Raw genomic sequence first — 17722 nt, 5'->3', positions numbered from 1 at the left:
AAGAAAACACCCTCCATAGTTATTTTACTTTATAATAGACAGCTATTAAAAGGAGTAATAAAGCGATCACGCCCAAGGCAATGCCGATTTCAGAATTACTCAAACTTTCTTGATTATCTTTTGGTTGACCCACGGTTTCTTCTTGGATCACCTCTTTTTCTAATTGAATACTTTTCTTTTCTTCTTTTACTTCAGATTGTTGATCTGTTGGCAACTCTCTGACTTTTGCGATTTGCTGTTGGTAACTCTCTTTCAGTTGTTGATTGGTAGAATTTTTTACAATAAAATCTTTCAACTTCATGTTGTCACAAACAAACTCACTACAACCTGCTTTGTGCTTGTCAATCATTTCCTGATGTACTTCCACCAACTTCTCAATCTGAGCTTGACTCGCTTTCCAATAGCCTTTACGGATTGTTTCCAACATTACAGCCGTCACTTCTTCCAGTGCATACGGGTTTTCTTTTTCGAAGAAATCTTGTGTCTTTAAGTTGTATTTGTCTTCCACCAACACTTCCATTAAATCATCCCATAGATGATTCTCGATTTCGTTAGGTTTCATCACATTCCAACCGTAAGTATTACGGATCGTTTCCGCTACATTTTCAGCACTTGTCGCCCCTTCCTTCATCATCCCTTTCAGGTATTTAGGGTTCAATAAAGTAGAACGAGCCTCTACCATCAAGGCTTCTTTAACACCTTGAATTTTGACATTATTGGCATTTCTGTAATCATTGAAATAAGCGTCAGGATCTTTACCAGTTGTATGTCTAACTGCCATACTTAATCCGCCCATAAACTCATACACGTGATCCAAACTCAAACCACCCCAAGTATTACTTTGTCTTGGTTGAACAACTACATCAGTATTTTGAAGTGCTGCTTCAAAAATGCCTTCTGCAAATTCTCCCCAATCTTCTTCACCGTAAACCGCACCCATGTTGTTGATATAAGTAGAAGCAATTTGATCTTCTGATTCCCATCGATCTCCTTTTTCTACCAATCCCATGATGTTTGTTCCGTAGTTGCCATTCACACCGCCAAACACTCTATCCGCTGCAAAACGTTGTGCTTTTTGAGGAGACATTCCTTTTTCCTTTAAGAAACGCTCAGCCTCTGCTACGCCTTCTTTTACAAAGTTGGTAACAATCTCATCAGCATTAGCCGCCAACTTCACCGCTTTATTAATCAAGAACATTCTTGATGCTGCCAAATCTCTAAATTGACCTGCAGTTTGCACTACTACATCAATTCTCGGACGGTCCAATTCTTCTGAAGGAATCAACTGTACATCCATTACTTTTCCAAACGGACCACGAACAGGTTCAACGCCTAGTAAGTATAATATTTCAGCAAAAGTCGCCCCTTCCGTTTCGATAAAACTACTAGCCCAAAGTGTGAAACTCACTTTCTTCGGGTACTCACCGTTTTTCGCAAAATGTTGCTCCAATAATTTCTTTCCTAAAGATTTTCCTAACTCCCATGATTCCTTGGAAGGTGTCGCTTCCGCATCAATAGAGTAAAGGTTTCTACCCGTTGGCACCGCATAAGCATTGGTAATTGGATCTCCACCAGAAGTCGGTAAAATATGACCACCTTTGATGCCGTTGACCAAAGCAAGTTGCTCTTGTTGAGTACTGATCTTAAGGTTTTCCTTCGACTTTAAAACATTCTCTAAACCAACGAATACATTCTCAACATTTTGTGCATACAACATCCCTTTACGGACAATCGCACTTTTCTTTTGTGCTTCCGCTCTTTGTTTCAACAATTCGTCTTTCGGAATATCCAATTTCTTTTTGACCTGAGAAGCACCACTTTTACCATCCACCTTTTTCTTGGCGTGAGCCATAGCATGCATTTTCGCTTTTTGTTGCTTTTCTTCCCAAGCCTTAATCTTATCCAATCGTTCTTGTTTGATCAATTGATTTTTGGCTTGCGCAATGCTTAATTGATTGGATAAAAGTTTTTGTAAAATCGCTTTTGTCGGCTGACGGTAATGCTTATCAAAGTAACGAGCATCTTCTGATTTCTTTTGATCAATAATTCCATCGGCAACATCCAACTGTGCTAAGCTGTAAGCGATCGGGTCTAATGACATCAATAAAGCCGTCTCATTTAATTGCTTTTCAGTGTAAGGTCTGCCCAAGCTGTACAAACCATTGGCAACTTTTGAATTACCGATTTCCTCTACATACTGAGAGATGGCGAATAATGTAGAATCACTTACCTCACCAGAGAAATCCAATTGAAGATCTTCATCAATTTTCATCTGACGAGCAATGTCAACAGCTGACTTTTTATATTTTTCTTTAAGATTAGGATTTTCTACACTGTAAAATTTGTCTAGCTTTTCCTCTAATTTTTTGAGGTCACTATAAATTTCACCTTCAGTAAAAGGAGCCGTTAAGTGAGTGACTGTGGTGGCATAACTTCTTCGCTTCGCAATGATTCCTTCACCGATATTACTGATCGTATAAACATAGAAGTGTGGTGTACTTCCGATTAAAGCATCACTCCAATCATTAGAAGATAAACCAACTTGCTTACCCGGTGTAAATTCTAAACTACCGTGCGTGCCGAAGTGGATGATGGCGTCGGCTTTAAAATCATTTTTTGTCCATAAATAAGAAGCCACATAAGGGTGGGGAGGAGCTGCTTTGGCACCATGCACTAATTTGAAACTGTCATCACCAAGACCAGGCATAGGTTGAGGTAATAAAACCACATTGCCAAAATCCAATCTTGAAACTGCGATATAGGCATTGTCTTTTTCTTTTACAGAAAGATATTCACCTGGAGCCTCACCATATTTCTTGACCACCTCACCGTAAGCACTTTTCGTAAGATCTTTCGCTGTCCATTGTTGGTAACTTGCTGTGTCCACTAAAACAGGATCAGCTGTCTTCACAAAATCATCAAACTTACCTTTCGCATACGGTCCTAAAACTAATCCATTTTTCTGGATCATTTCATGGAAGTCCTTTTGATTCTTTGGCATATTATCCACTTTGAAACCTTGTGCTTTCAGCATTTTCAAAGTGTTGTACAATGATTGTTCTACCTCAAGGTTGGATGCTACCATAGCGTTCATACCAGGACCTTTGAAATAGTAAATCGCGATTTTCTGTTCTGATTTTGGCTTTTGCTTGATGTCAATATAGTTCCTACACATATCTGCCAAGCAGTCGATTCTTTCTGGAATTCCTTTAAACTTCAAGAAACCAGATTCATCTTTCATTTCTACCGCAAAAGCATAAGGAGCCACAGCACCGTCCAATTCAGGAAGAACCACACTCATGCTCAACATTCCGCCTGACATTCCTTTAAGAGAGTTTTCCCAATCTTCTTTTTTCTGGAAAATACTCAATGGAGACAGTACCGGAATATTATATTCTTTCAACCACTGACCTACATCTTCTCTTGAGTGCCCAGCCAAACGACCATGAGGAAGGTAAACCACCAAATCAGGTGAAACCTCTTTCATCATTCGGATACGTTGGGTGTGAGAAGTAATTGTGATGACATTCAACCCTCTATCAAAAAGAGCTTTCTGTAAATCAAAAATATGTTCAGGGTTAGCATTAAAAGGTCCCGGTACACTCGTCAATAATGCGACGGTCGGCTGACCTTCTTTATAAGTATTATTATTCTTTTGGTTTTCAATGACTTTAGCTAATTCAGTAAATGCCTTTGTAGTTCCCATGCTTAAATAAGCATCCTCAGGAATCTCTTCTACAGGTTTTACTTCTGGCAGGAACCAAGCTTTTTTATCTACATTGACCCTTGTGTAATTTAATAGCTGATGATAGTTGTCCTCACCGCCATTATCCAAGTAAGCCTCAATTTCCAATGCCGACACAGAGTCAACATTGCTAATCATATTGTAAGCGTCATTATTGGAAGCATATACATATACTTTTGTGCCCATATGACTCGCTTTCATCAATTCACGTTGCTCATCTGCAGATAATGACAACCCTCGACCAAATAGGTAGATCACATCATAACTTGTGGCATCGCTTATGTTTTTCTTAGAAAGTGAAGTGATATTGATCCACTCGCTGTTGTTTACTTTATTGATTTTAGAAAGCTGGAATTCTGAAAAGGAAATAAATGCAATCTGCGTTACGCTGACTTGAGTCGCGTAATACAAATACACCATCAAAGTGACTAGGAGTATAGCACTTGATTTAAATATTTGCTTTTTGTTCTTTTTGATGAATTTCATTCTAATGAAGCTGTTTGTAATGAAAGTATCCTTGAGTGACATACACTCAAGGATAGCTTTACTTTTTAGTATGTACTTGTATTATTCAAGTACTTTTACACTATTTATTTGACTAATTGATATTCAAAAGTAGGGTAGCCATTTTGACCGTCTTTTGTGTATGCAAGGAATCGAAGTTTGTAGTTGTTTCCTTCTTCATCATTTACAATGAAAGAGATATGACTATATACTTTGTATACACCATCTCTATGCGGTTGTAAAATATGGAACCACTCTTTACCAATCACATCACCTTTTGTCGTAAACTCGTTGTTACCAACGTTATCCGCTGTGATTTCTTCAAAATTACTGTCTTCAATAGTTAACTTGTTGATTGGACTATCTACTTCATCTGTAGGTTCAAAATCAGCAAATTCAGCTTTAGTGCTTTTAACCCCTTTTACATTACCATTTTGGTTGATAACTACAGAAGTATTCAAACGCATGATGTCACAGTTGATACCAGGCATTGCAGCATCACCCATAGTAAAACATGGAGCACCAGTTCTTACAGTTACAGGCTTTAATACGATATCCCAATTGGCAGGCTCTACTTCAGCTACTTTATTATTGATGGTAGAAAAGTATACAAATCCTTCACCTTTTTCAATCGTTGTAGTTTGCTCGTTTTGACCGTCTAAATCAGCAAAACGGATGATAGCTTGAGAAGCAGAGTTTTCAGTGATAATGAATTTTTTGAATCCTAAAGCTTTTGCCAATTCGTTGATACCTAAATCCAAGATATAAGGCTTGTTTAATTCAAAGTTCTCTCTGTTCCATGCTGTTAATGTTAAGTCAGCGGATTCATCGTCATAGAAATATTGAAGCCCTGAAACACTTTCTTCATTGATAGCTTCAAAATCTGTTTCTGTAGGCATTAATAAAGCCACTTTTTTTCCTGTATTGGATTGAACTACTCCTTCTTGATTGAATGCCAACTCCCAAGTATTTGTTTCAGATCTAGTAGTTGTACCAGTGTTAAAGTCAACAAAAACTTGGTGAGAAAAATTACTAGTGATGTCTGCTGTAATTAGCTTACTTTCTACATTTTCGTCGTCTGGAGGAGTTGGAGTTGTAGTCTCGTCTGATGACTCACAAGCGAATAACGAACAAAGTAAAATACTGCTGAAGATTGTTGTTTTGAATAACTTCATTATTGAAAATTAAAATTGATAACCTAGTTTGATAAAAAATGTAGTACCATAGCTGATAGGTCTTTCACCTGTACCAACTCTGGACAAAATACCTTTGGAACCATCACCATAGATATTTACAGTAGTGACGTTGAGTAAGTTTTTTGCACCTACTGTAGTCAATAATTTTCTCTTCATAAATGGTTTAGTTAGTGTCAAATCCAATAAGCTGTAAGCCTCTAGAGTTTGTGTTCCAACTTCACCTTCTTTGGTTTTAGAAAATTCAGCATAAGGGCTGTTATATTTATAGAAGACGTTGATTTTAGTATCAAATTTCCTGATCAGATAACTACTCCTTAGTGTGATTTCATAGCTATTGAAAAATTGATCAGAAGATTCCGATCCAGATCGAGCTAAAAAGCTGAACCCTGGATCAAACGTAAATCGTGATTTATATTCTGTGGCAAGATTGACCGAAAACCCTGTAGAAATGTAGTTCTCGATGTTCTCATAAGTTCTTTTGACAGGAGTATTTTCTGAAATATTCGGAGGTACACTGTCCAGGTTAACCATTTCAATTTTGTTTTTGATCTGATTATAGAAAACAGATGTGTTTAATGACCATCTCCAATCATTATAGTTTTGGGCATAAGTTGTTTGTAAATTAAAATTATCACCATTTTCAGGTGTTAGATCTGGGTTTCCAACAATATAGTGATTAGCATCTCTGAAATAATAATACAACTCTCTCATAGAAGGTACTCTATAACCTTTACCATAACTCAAGCGATATTGCCAATTTTCAGATGGCTTATACAGAACATTAAATGAAGGAATAAGAGGAACACTTGCCCCTGCAATATCAATTGCTCCATTATCAAAAACAGTATTAAAAGTTGTTCTGAAAGCAGTTTGAAAGGCCCAAGCATTTGAAATTTGCCATTTATATGCTGTGAAAAGAGAGTATTCATCATATCCATTTCCTGAGTCAGTGCTTACTTTTCCTCCTGCAGCTCTATTGATATTGGCTTCATAACCCACTACCCAAACGGAGTTGTGGCGACCTATTTCAGATAGCACATAACTACCTCTAGACGTAAAGGTCATAAATGATGTAGTATCATGATCGGAGAGTGTATCACTCAAAAACTTCATGTTGTGATATAAATCGTTTACATAGAGCTGAGATTGCTGTTCATAAAATGAAATCCCGTTTGTAATTTGTAATTGACTCCTATCAGAAAATTCTGCGTCAATATTAATTCCACTATTGATTCTATGTGTTTTATATTCTCTATCTCTTGCAATAGCATAGCTATACGCCCCATTTTCACCAATTTTGGAATTTATACCACCTTGACTTTCTCCAAGTGACTTAGAATCCTCAAAAAATTGTTGATAAAAACCTGCAATAGAAACTTTATTAATTTGGTGTTTTAATCTAAGGTTTCCATAATACTGTGTATTAGGTCTCCAGAATTTTCCTCTTTTACTTTGATCTAGATCATACCCAAGAAACTGATTTCTACCACCACTCAATGACATTGAAGTATTTTTCCAACCCTTTCTAATACTGCCATCTACATTAAATTTCCCAATAGACTCAACGTATGTATTTATACCTCCTTTCCAAGGATCATTCATTGACGGTTTTTTTGTAATCATATTGATCGTACCTGCTAAAGCATTACTGCCATACTGCACAGAAAGTGGACCTTCTACCACTTCAATTCTCTCAATATCATTCAAATTCAGTTGATTCAAATCAAAATCATCCCCACTACCATTCACTAAAGGTAGACCATCCATCAACATTTTTACATTGACACCTGATAAACCATTGAGAATAATTCTACTCCCTAAAACATCATCATGAATCACTTTTATATTTTGTTGTTGTTCTAGTAAGTCACTCATATTCACAGCACCACGAGCTTCCACTTCCTCCACTCCAATTCTCTTTACATTGAATAAAGAAGAATTTGCTTTAGTAGGAACAAAACCACCAGTTACAACGATCTCATCCAACTCATCTACTTTTTCTTGAAGCTGAAAGGTATAGCTTTTATGAGGTTGAATCGTTTTCACTATTGTTTCAAAACCCAGGCTGTGAATCGTCACTTTAGTGGTCTTTTTTACTTTATTGATAATACTTCCATTAGAGGAAGTGACACCAATAAAATCGTTACTGTCCTCGATTTGAACAGTAACACCGGGGATGCCTTCATTATTAGCGTCAACTATCCTGATTGTATTCTTATTAGTTTGAGAATAGGCATTTATTGTAAAAAATATAATGCTTAAAAAAGGAAGTAATTTACGTGTTATGGAGATTTTCAAAATGAACTTTGATAAGTGCTTAAATGCGATATAGTCGCAAAAGTATAAATAAATGCGACAGAGTTGCATTTGATGATTGTTAATTTATCTAAAAAAAAATAAACATTGTTGTTTGTAATTAGTTACGCACTCTTCAATAGGTATCAATTCGAAAATAAAATTCATACAAGCTTTAATATTCGTATATATTCAAATGCGATTATATTGCATCATATGTTTTTTTTCTATTTTTGTAGCCTAAATACAATTTCATTATTAGTGCACATGAATTTATCAACTTATAAATCTGATGTTTTTGGAGCTGTCACAAGTTTTCTGTGTTTGATCCATTGTGTGATTACACCTTTTCTGTTTATTGCTGACAGTTGCAGTATTGCAGCGGATAGTTGTTGTGAAGCGTCACCTTCTTGGTGGAGGCAGTTTGATTATTTGTTTCTATTCATATCACTAATCGCTGTGGTGCAATCCTACAGGTCAAGTCATAATAAAATTGTGAAGTTTTTGTTTGTATTGAGTTGGTCGTCATTGTCTTTTGTGATTTTAAATGAGAAAATGCATTGGCTAAGCCTTCATGAAAATACAATTCTATTTCCTTCCATTGGATTGATTGCACTTCATATTTACAATCAAAGAGATTTAAAATCTAGAGGGGAAGAATGCTGTACAGTATAATTCAATACTATAGATTTCTATAAAAAGGAAAGCCAACTACTTAGCAATGAATAGTTGGCTTTTTTTATTATGTATGTTGCTGATTTTGAACTGTAAATGATGAATTCTAAATCTTAAATATTACAAATGGAAGAGTGTTAGAGAGATGAAAAACGTATATTGTGAATTATTGAAATGAGCGACATTAACTACATCATGAATCAATCTTCCAACAAACATTTCGAGATCTTAGACGGTCTTAGGGGCGTAGCAGCGGTTATCGTTGTGGTCTTCCATATCCTTGAAGCTTTCGCTTTGGGAAAAAGAAACGAGCAGATTATCAATCACGGTTACTTAGCGGTAGACTTCTTCTTTGTGTTATCCGGTTTTGTGATTGGCTATGCTTACGATAACAGATGGGATAAAATGACCTTGACGGGTTTCTTCAAAAGAAGAATTATCAGATTGCAACCTATGGTAATTATCGGGTCCATAGTAGGAGCAGTGACATTTTATGCCCAAATCTCACCAACAGTTTTTCCATTGATAGAAAATACGCCAGTAACCAAAATGTTATTGGTAATGCTGATTGGTTTCACAATGATTCCAGTAGGGAAATCTTTAGACATCAGAGGTTGGGGAGAAATGTACCCACTAAATGGTCCGGGTTGGACACTTTTCTTTGAATATATTGCCTACACGCTTTATGCATTGATTTTAAAACGACTTCCTAATATCATCTTAATGATTTTAGCGGCAATTGCAGGGGCATTATTGATCCACTTTGCAGTAACAAATCCACTAGGAGTGATAGCAGGAGGTTGGTCTCTAGATGGAGAACAATTGAAAATTGGTTCATTGCGATTAGCTTATCCTTTCCTTTCAGGACTATTGCTTTCAAGGTTTATGAAACCAAAGCATTATAAACATTCATTTTTGGTAACATCAGCTTTAATGTTTACCGTTTTGGCTATTCCAAGTTTAGGATGGAAAGAGACAGCATGGATCAATGGTTTATACGAAGCCTTAGTGATTATTCTTGTATTCCCATTGATTGTTTACATTGGAGCAAATGGCACAATTGAAAGTCCTAAAACTAAAAAGTTAGCTAAATTCTTAGGAGATATTTCTTATCCGATTTACATCACACATTATCCATTGATTTATATCTACACAAAATGGGTAGTTGATGAAGTGTTGTCTGGGAAAACTTCTTATACAATGGCAGCAGTTTGGGGAGTAGCTGTATTTGGTGGCTCTATCCTAATGTCATACATTTTCGTCAAGTTCTATGACGAACCAGTCAGAAAGTGGTTAACCAAGAAGTTTTTGAGAAGCTAGATTTTTAAGTAAGAAATATAAAAAATGGAGATTGTACAACATTAGTATAATCTCCATTTTTTTTATAAATCTATAATTGAATTGCCTCAAACAAAATACTCTTAGGCTCAAAGAATTTCCGACTTCCAATCAAATCCAATTCAAGCCTTTTCTTTTCAGCGGTAGCTTGAATAAGTTGATACATACTGCTGATTGTTCTTTCCAAAGCTTTATTGGCAGGGAAGCCATTCAGAATATTCGCTAATGTCAAAGCGGCAAATAAATCTCCAGTGCCATATACTTCACCCATTTCTATGATGGGGTTATGAATGATAAAATGGTTTTGACCATCAAACAGTAAAACAGTCAAATGCCCTGAAGGTGTTTCTTCAATTTTTAAAGAAGTCAAGTAAACCAATTTTGGACCTTTCGCATGTAAAAGTCGAGCAACCTCCTTCGCGTCTTCAAGTGTTTTGATCTTTTGATCACTCAAATATTCCGATTCAAACTGATTGGGAGTGATAATATCTGCCACTTCAATAATCTTGTTCTTATAAAGCGGAGGGACTTCCTCACTAATATAAAAGCCTGCTTCCACGTCTCCCATCACCGTGTCACAACAGAACAAAGCATTAGGATTTTCTTTTTTAATATCAGCTACAATCTCATATACAATATTACCCGTATCCTTGCTCCCGAGGTAGCCAGACAAAATTGCATCACATGAAGATTTTGACGTATGCCTAAACACTCCTTCTAACACACTTCTTAAATGTTCTCCCGAGAACACATCTCCCTTCCACCCATCATATTGGGTATGCCCAGAAAATTGAACAGTATTCAACGCCCAAACTTCAAATCCTGAATATTGTAATGGAAAGACAGCGGCGGCATTGCCTACATGTCCGTACGTAACGTGTGATTGTATTGATAAAATATTTTTCATTTCAAATAAATGGGTGCTTGTTAAAATAGGATATGCAAATTTACGATAAAATTATGCAGTGACATATAAACAAACCTTTCATTGAACTTAATTGGTTTAGAAATCAGGAGATTTCTGATGATCCGTTAGGCACAAATGACGCTTACGCTTAACATTTGCGCCAGTGTTTTTCTTCCCTTATATTAGGTAGTACTCCCTGTGGCATTGAAGGGAAAAGCGTTAAGAATTTCATGTAATGAGCCGTTAATAATGATTTTCTTGTTTGAGCACAGCGAGTTTAAAATCATTTAGGTGAAAGGAATGAAATTTAGCTTTTGACTTCACAGCCTAGATTTTTTGCTTCGTTTTTCATCAATGGAAAAATGAAGAAGAAAGAACCTTGAAAGTAGTGTCTTTAAGTCAAGCATTAAAGTTACTTATTGGAAAAAGTAGGCATTTCATTCTTTACAATACTCACCTTCCCATTAATCAACTTCCCCTCATGATCCATCCCACTAAACACCCCTTCAAAAGGCTCATCAAGCTGATTTAAATAAAAACTTTTAAAGAAAATTTCACCACTAAGTACTTTTGAAAGGCCGAGCAATTGAAAACTAAAATGTACCACTGAACCATTTTGAATTATATCAATATCGTCTTTTTTGAAAATACAGCCTTCCGTAGCAGAACTGATTTTATAAGTGATGGGATCAATGTTGAATTGAAGATCAGCAGAGCCATTTTCAGCATAAGAGAAGTTAATTTGATAACTCCCTGTCAGCTTTTCATAAGTAGAAGCAAAAGGACTTTTAGAAGAAATCTCAAGTGATGAATTCGGAACTCTACCATTATTCATAATCAATTGATTTCTGATTTCCTGAATAATATAATTTGGAATCTCCCTTTTCAAAGACGCCTCAATCATTTCATCTTTAGAATCGAATTTCTCAAAAATCAATTTTCCAGCAATCACACGGTTATAAATATCAAAAGCATTATAAGTACCGATCAAAAAAGGACTGCTGTTCGGTTCGATATGACCGGCGTACAAGATATCCTCACCGCTATCCACTAACTTATTATCCATTAGTGTTTTAGTTCGAATATGAATAATATCTACCCTTTTAGTCAACTGTCCTTGATAATGGAATTCTTTGTAAGTGCCATCATTTTGGTGGTAGATGTATTTATACTTCACATTTTTCCAATCATTATAAATCTCAACCTGACCTTTGATCACCTGTTTGTTTTCCCCGAAATGATAAGAAATGTAATAGCTGTTTTCAACATTCTGTTTCTGATTGAGCCACTCTAACTGCTTTTCTTTCTCTTCAACATCCTCAATCTCATTATCAATAAAATCATAAAAATCTTGATAGCCGATATAGTTCACCATCAGCTGACTGTAATAACTATTGATTTTGATTTGAATCTTTCCGCTCTCCAGTGCCCTGTTTTTATCATATAAATACTTTCCATTGACAAAGTCGCCGGACTGCTTTTCAAAATCACTTTTCAGGTTGGGTTCATTAGGATCATAATTACCGAACCCATAAAGTTGGGTGACTCTTTTCGGTGAGTATTGATTATGATTTAAAGTAAATTGCTGAATGACCAATTTGATTAGTTGTTCAAAGCAATGAGAAGTATATCGAATACTGTTGATGTCTTGGTTTTTTGCTTTTTCCATTTTTTTCCTAAAAATTATACCGGAATTCAAAAATAAATAATTAGGAATTGTAAAGAAACAATAAAACAGAGGATTAAGGTATAATTACGAAGTTATTTCATTGTCCATTTCACTGAACTAACGTTACTCATCACTTTCAAGACAATCATTATGCAAAAAATTCAATTAATACTTTTACTAGTCTTTTTTACTACTACCTCTGTTTTTTCGCAAAATATTATCATCAAGGGTACAATTACTTCTGCCGATAATCAAGAATTAATAGGTGCTACAGTAATACAGAAAGGTACAACTTCAGGAACCGTAACGGATTTTAATGGCAATTTTGAAATCATCGTTCCAGAAAAATCGACACTTGTGATTTCTTACACTGGTTTCATCACTCAAGAAATTGAAGTCGTAAATCAGAATAAATTAGAGATCGTTTTAGAAGAAGATGCTCAACAACTGGAAGAAGTGAATGTTGTAGGTTTTATGGGAGTTGTGGGTAAATCGAGAAGAAGAACCGAATCTATTCAAGTCATTCCAGAATCAGTTCAGGCACTTAATTCAGAAGGAATCAAAAATGCAGGTATCACTGATTTGAGTGCTTTTGCGACTTTGGTACCCAATATGAAATTCAATACTTCACAAGCGGTAGGCAACAACTTTATTTCTGTACGTGGTATTCCTCAACTGAGAGGAGGAGACGCTCCAGTTGCATTTGTAATTGATGGAGTGACAGTCGCTGATCCAAGTTTATTGAATCAAGAATTATATGACTTGGCGTTGGTGGAAGTGGTAAAAGGACCTCAAGGTGCTTTGTATGGTAAAAATGCGATTGGTGGAGCGATCAATATTTATACGCAAGAACCTACAAATACTATGAGTAATAAATTGAAAGTAGGTTATGCCAACGGAAATGCTAAAACAGGGCAATTTGTATCTTCAGGAGCAATCGTCAATGATAAATTATATTATAGATTCTCTACCCAATACAAAGATTCAGACGGTTTATTGATGAATGACTATTTGAATGAATATGTCGATTTCAGAAAGGATTTCAATATTAGAGGTCAACTGAAAGCGGATTTAACTGATCGTTTAAGTGTTTCAGTAGCATATCAACATTTTAATTTGGAAGGTGGTGCCGCTTATTATTCGGTGAACCCAACAGGTTATGAAGTAGATGGTGTTCAAGAGCCAGGAGGAATATTGGACCCCAATCCAAAAGAAGGAAATAATGTGATCGTGAGTGATGTACTTGGTCAATCAAGTATGATCAATCACAATGGAAATATGAAGATCAATTACAGAGCGGATCATTTCAATATTCAAAGTATCACGTCATTTAATCAGGTAGATAGAAAAACATACGGCGATCTTGATTTCTTACCTTATGATGACTTTACCCAAAATGAAGTAACTTCTTCAACGACTTTCAATCAAGAAATCAGAATTGAGAATAGAAACAACGCTTCAAAATTGGATTGGAGTTTTGGAGGATTTTTCCAAATCGTAGACGAACCTTTCTATCAAGATGGATTAGTCAGAGATTATGATACATGGGAACAGTTCAATGTCGTTGCCGCTGACTTGACCAATGTAACGCAAACTGTAGCGTTATTCGGATTTTTAGATTATAAAATCACAAACAAACTAACAGCTTCTGTAGGTTTTAGATTTGATATTGACAACTTTGAACAGGATGACCGATTGAATGATGTAAAATCATCAAGATCAAACAACGTTTTCCAACCGAAAGCTTCATTATCTTATCAAGCCAAAGAAAACATCCTACTATTTGCTAATTACGGAAAAGGATACCGTACAGGTGGATTCAACCCCGCAGTGACGAACTTATTCAATAAAGACTTTAAAGATGAGTTGACAGACAATTATGAATTTGGTTTTAAAACATCCGCTTGGAATGAGAGAATCATCATCAACGGTTCAGCTTTCTATACCGACTTTACGAATCAACAACAGTTCATTTTAGACTTGACTGATTTTTATGGAGGTATTTATAACTATGATAAAAGCCGTGTGATTGGTTTTGAAGTAGATACCAAATTCCGTTTGAGCAAGTACCTTGATTTAGGATTTAACTATGGTATGTCAGACTCTGAAATTATAGAAGGAGGAACAACAGGTGGAGAAAATTCTGATGTGACAGACAATAGTAAATACAATGGAAATAAAACACCATTCGTTCCGGTAAGCAATTTTGGGGTAAACCTTTCTTCTTCATTCAAGATCTCAAAAGAAATGAGATTCAATGGCTTTGTCAATTTAGATCATACAGGAAAAACGTACTGGCATGAAAGCAACCTAGAAGAACATATTTCAGATGCTTATAACCTATTGAATGCAAGATTCTCAGTGAGTTACAAAATGTTTGAATTTGAGGTGTGGGGTAATAACATCATGAATCAACAATACTATCAGGAATTTTCACCAGGACAATTTGTGGGTAGCCCTGATGATGTAGCGTGGAGAGGTCAACCAAGATCTTTCGGAACAGCAATGACATTTAGATTTTAAGAATTAAATAATAAAAGGGAGAAGGGTAAGTACAAGGCAATAAGAAGATACATTATGGTAGAATATTCTTTATGTTGGATACCGCTGTAGGGACGTTGCATTGCAACGTCCGCCGGACCACAACAAGTACCATATTTTTTTCATTTTCTTTTGTCCTTGTATTTTGAGCAACTTTCACCTTAATAAAGTAGTACAATTTTGGATTACAGATATCAGAAGTTTTGTGAGACCCTTATTCAAACCATGTTTAAGGTGCAAGAAGGGGAGATTGTCGCATTGACAGCCGATTCCGGTTCAGATATGGATTTGGTTAATGCACTAGCAAAAGAAGTAGAAAGTTTGAAGGCAAAACCATTGATTTTGATCGTACCTCAAGCCAAATATGACGGGCAGGATGGAATGAAATATTGGCCTCATGAAGCATTAACCCCAGCGTTGTGTAATGTAGACGTGTGGATCGATTTACAATCTATCGTCATGCTGTATTCTGATATCTGGGAGACTGCAATGGCTCAAAATAAGAAATTACGCTACTTAATTTTAGGTGATAGCCCTATTGATTCATTACTAAGAATTTTCACTCACTTTGATATTCCTACTTTAAAGCACCTTTTAAATGAGGTGTTGGACTTAGCCAAAAGGAGCAAGACCATTCACATTTCAAGTGCCAATGGTACTGATGTGAAATACGACATTGATTTGTCATATGCTTTTGACATTGATGATGGTGACTACTCTAACCCCATTTTCGGTACTGCTCCTGGCTATGTCAATATTGTTCCAAAACTGAAAAGTATGGAAGGGAAGATCGTTTTTGATACCTTAATGAATGCGGATCTTTCAGGAGAAAACCGAGTGGAGTTTGTGATGGAAAAGGGAGCTATCGTAAAAATTGAAGGCAATAAAGAAGCGGATCAATTTAAAGAATACATTTCTTCATTTAAGGATGAAAACATGTATAAGATTTCTCACAACATGATCGGTTTAAATCCAGGCGTGACTGAGTTGTCAGGAGATATTGTTGAAGATGAAAGAGTATGGGGCGGTGTTGATTTTGGATTTGGCTACACTAGTCCGATGGACATGCCACCACATGGTCAAGAGGCCGCTTCCCATTTCGATGGAATTGTAGAAAAAGTAACGATAAAGTTTGATGATACCTTGATCATCAAAGACGGAGAAGTATGTTTACCAAGTTTATTACCTTTGGCGGACAAACTAAAACAAACAGACCAACAAACCTATGAGTGATCAGAATCAGTATACAACTTCCAAGGTAGAAGCGAAGGACTTTATGAGTGGATGGGCAATTGCCCTTATCATAGCAGGGACGGGAGTGAGCTTACCCATTTTATACTTAGGGTCGGAAATTACGCTAGAGGCAGGGTTTGAAAATGCACTTTACGCATTTGGTGTTTCTACATTGGTCCTTACCATACTGAGCTTTTGTACTACACTGATCGGAAACAGAAGCCGTCTTTCCACTTATATGATTTTGAGTTTTCCCTTTGGAACAAAAGGCGTAAAACTTATTAATCTAATGATAGGTATTTGTTTGTTGGGTTGGTATGCAGTAGCATTAGAATTACTCGCCGAAGCCATCAACGATACCACTTTATCCTTATTCGAATTCCAAACACCATTTTGGGTAGTCATATTTGGGAGTAGTATTATCATTACGCTTAGCACCATGTATGGAATAAAAAGTTTAGAAAGGCTCGCCAATTTCTTTGTGCCATTTCTATTGTTATTCTTAATAGGAGTAATGTTTTATTCCTTTGATGAAAACATGACATGGAATAAGATTATCAACTTTACCCCAACTTTACCCACCCTTTCCACGTTCGAAGCGACTTCCATCCTAATAGGCTCCTCCATTTTGTTGCCCGTATTAATGGCAGATTTCTCAAGGTTTGTCCATAATGATAAGCATAGTTTAATATCAGTATTAGGAGTGACGCTCGGATTTCCATTAGTATTATTAATTAGTGCCATCCTAGCGATCAATACAGGGGAGAAAGATATAATGAAAATGATGCAGATGATGGGATTGATTTTACCAGCATTTGTTCTACTCTTTATCACCACTTGGGTGACTAATGCCACAAACCTTTATTCAGTAGTACTGACTTTTTCTACAATATCAGAAAAGTTTACATTCAAAAAGCTATGTATCATCACAAGCTTATTAGGAACATTACTGGCATTAGGTCGGTTTTCAGATTACTTATTTGACTTCCTTTCCTTATTAGGAGTATTCACCCCATCTGTTTCTGCAATCTATATTATAGACTTTTTTCTACTCAAAAAGCAGAATTACCAACTAGAAGATAGACCACAATGGGGGATATTAGCATTAATAGCATGGTTAGTTAGTAGTGGTATTTCTTTATTGAGCTACTACGAAACCATCACAATCACGTCTATTTACTTCTTTGATTCATTAATTATCGCAGGCTTGATATATTTTTTTGGATCAAAGTATATCAATCATAACCAAGAGAGAATCTAGTTAATCCGTTGTTGATTAATGTATTACCCAGTGCTAGGTGTTACATTCCTTTTTGATAGTGAATTTATTTGCGTTTATTTAATGTAATTTTTTATAGAAGTTATTGCATTTAAAAAACATCCTATTACCTTTGCACTCCCTTCAGCAAACGGCTGAGGAAAAAACACGTAGGGGTTATCCTATGTGATAACCCGATTCAGGGAGATTGATATAATGAAAAGGTATTTGATTCAGTTGAAAATCAGCGATGTAAATTAAGTTTCTAAATAAAACAAAATAAGCATTGCAAATTAAATTTCTCTTCTTACCTTTGCACTCGCCTTTAACGAAAGGCTTTTAAAACTTCTCTTTTGGAGTT

General features: G+C 35.9%; 10 protein-coding genes. 5 read left to right on the top strand and 5 right to left on the bottom strand.

Annotated elements, in window-relative coordinates; translation table 11 throughout:
- Nucleotides 1–19: 19 nt before the first annotated feature.
- From AVL50_RS20895 to AVL50_RS20885, 3 genes are all read right to left on the bottom strand, one after another.
- Nucleotides 20–4231, bottom strand: a complete 4212-nt coding sequence (locus tag AVL50_RS20895; RefSeq protein ID WP_062619141.1) for a cobaltochelatase subunit CobN — start codon at nucleotides 4229–4231, stop codon at nucleotides 20–22.
- Between the two features lie 104 nt (nucleotides 4232–4335).
- Nucleotides 4336–5424: an HmuY family protein gene (locus tag AVL50_RS20890; protein WP_062618428.1), complete on the bottom strand. Its 1089-nt coding sequence runs from the start codon at nucleotides 5422–5424 to the stop codon at nucleotides 4336–4338.
- Nucleotides 5425–5433: 9 nt separating this feature from the next.
- A complete protein-coding gene (locus AVL50_RS20885) occupies nucleotides 5434–7743 on the bottom strand; it encodes a TonB-dependent receptor domain-containing protein (protein ID WP_062618427.1) in 2310 nt (769 codons plus the stop codon).
- A gap of 264 nt (nucleotides 7744–8007) precedes the next feature.
- On the opposite strand from AVL50_RS20885, the gene AVL50_RS20880 reads away from it, so the two are divergent.
- Together AVL50_RS20880 and AVL50_RS20875 are read left to right on the top strand one after the other, a co-directional pair.
- Entirely contained in the window at nucleotides 8008–8415 is a 408-nt protein-coding gene (locus tag AVL50_RS20880; RefSeq protein ID WP_062618426.1) for a MerC domain-containing protein, read from the top strand.
- Nucleotides 8416–8589: 174 nt separating this feature from the next.
- Nucleotides 8590–9735 (top strand): acyltransferase, encoded by a 1146-nt coding sequence (locus tag AVL50_RS20875; RefSeq protein WP_062618425.1) that lies wholly within the window; start codon nucleotides 8590–8592, stop codon nucleotides 9733–9735.
- A gap of 70 nt (nucleotides 9736–9805) precedes the next feature.
- On the opposite strand, the gene pdxY is transcribed toward AVL50_RS20875, so the two are convergent.
- Both pdxY and AVL50_RS20865 read right to left on the bottom strand, forming a co-directional pair.
- Nucleotides 9806–10660 (bottom strand): pyridoxal kinase PdxY, encoded by an 855-nt coding sequence (gene pdxY, locus AVL50_RS20870; protein ID WP_062618424.1) that lies wholly within the window; start codon nucleotides 10658–10660, stop codon nucleotides 9806–9808.
- 412 nt (nucleotides 10661–11072) lie between these two features.
- The gene (locus AVL50_RS20865) at nucleotides 11073–12329 is read right to left on the bottom strand and encodes a hypothetical protein (protein ID WP_062618423.1); all 1257 of its coding nucleotides are present in this window, start codon (nucleotides 12327–12329) and stop codon (nucleotides 11073–11075) included.
- 150 nt (nucleotides 12330–12479) lie between these two features.
- On the opposite strand from AVL50_RS20865, the gene AVL50_RS20860 reads away from it, so the two are divergent.
- The 3 genes from AVL50_RS20860 to AVL50_RS20850 all read left to right on the top strand — a co-directional run bounded on the left by AVL50_RS20860 (nucleotide 12480) and on the right by AVL50_RS20850 (nucleotide 17364).
- The gene (locus AVL50_RS20860) at nucleotides 12480–14852 is read left to right on the top strand and encodes a TonB-dependent receptor (RefSeq protein WP_062618422.1); all 2373 of its coding nucleotides are present in this window, start codon (nucleotides 12480–12482) and stop codon (nucleotides 14850–14852) included.
- A gap of 243 nt (nucleotides 14853–15095) precedes the next feature.
- A complete protein-coding gene (locus AVL50_RS20855; RefSeq protein ID WP_062618421.1) occupies nucleotides 15096–16103 on the top strand; it encodes a hypothetical protein in 1008 nt (335 codons plus the stop codon).
- Nucleotides 16096–17364, top strand: a complete 1269-nt coding sequence (locus AVL50_RS20850) for a cytosine permease (RefSeq protein WP_062618420.1) — start codon at nucleotides 16096–16098, stop codon at nucleotides 17362–17364. Before AVL50_RS20855 ends, AVL50_RS20850 begins: the two co-directional genes overlap by 8 nt.
- Nucleotides 17365–17722 lie beyond the last annotated feature (358 nt).

The sequence above is a fragment of the Flammeovirga sp. SJP92 genome (assembly GCF_001583495.1).
Classification (GTDB): domain Bacteria; phylum Bacteroidota; class Bacteroidia; order Cytophagales; family Flammeovirgaceae; genus Flammeovirga.
This window is presented reverse-complemented; position numbering and strand designations above follow the sequence as displayed.

Bases quoted from the DNA above. Each gene is read 5' to 3' on its own strand.
- AVL50_RS20895 (WP_062619141.1), bottom strand. From the start codon at position 4,231: ATGAAATTCATCAAAAAGAACAAAAAGCAAATATTTAAATCAAGTGCT.
- AVL50_RS20890 (WP_062618428.1), bottom strand. From the start codon at position 5,424: ATGAAGTTATTCAAAACAACAATCTTCAGCAGTATTTTACTTTGTTCG.
- AVL50_RS20880 (WP_062618426.1), top strand. From the start codon at position 8,008: ATGAATTTATCAACTTATAAATCTGATGTTTTTGGAGCTGTCACAAGT.
- AVL50_RS20875 (WP_062618425.1), top strand. From the start codon at position 8,590: ATGAGCGACATTAACTACATCATGAATCAATCTTCCAACAAACATTTC.
- pdxY (WP_062618424.1), bottom strand. From the start codon at position 10,660: ATGAAAAATATTTTATCAATACAATCACACGTTACGTACGGACATGTA.
- AVL50_RS20865 (WP_062618423.1), bottom strand. From the start codon at position 12,329: ATGGAAAAAGCAAAAAACCAAGACATCAACAGTATTCGATATACTTCT.
- AVL50_RS20860 (WP_062618422.1), top strand. From the start codon at position 12,480: ATGCAAAAAATTCAATTAATACTTTTACTAGTCTTTTTTACTACTACC.
- AVL50_RS20855 (WP_062618421.1), top strand. From the start codon at position 15,096: ATGTTTAAGGTGCAAGAAGGGGAGATTGTCGCATTGACAGCCGATTCC.
- AVL50_RS20850 (WP_062618420.1), top strand. From the start codon at position 16,096: ATGAGTGATCAGAATCAGTATACAACTTCCAAGGTAGAAGCGAAGGAC.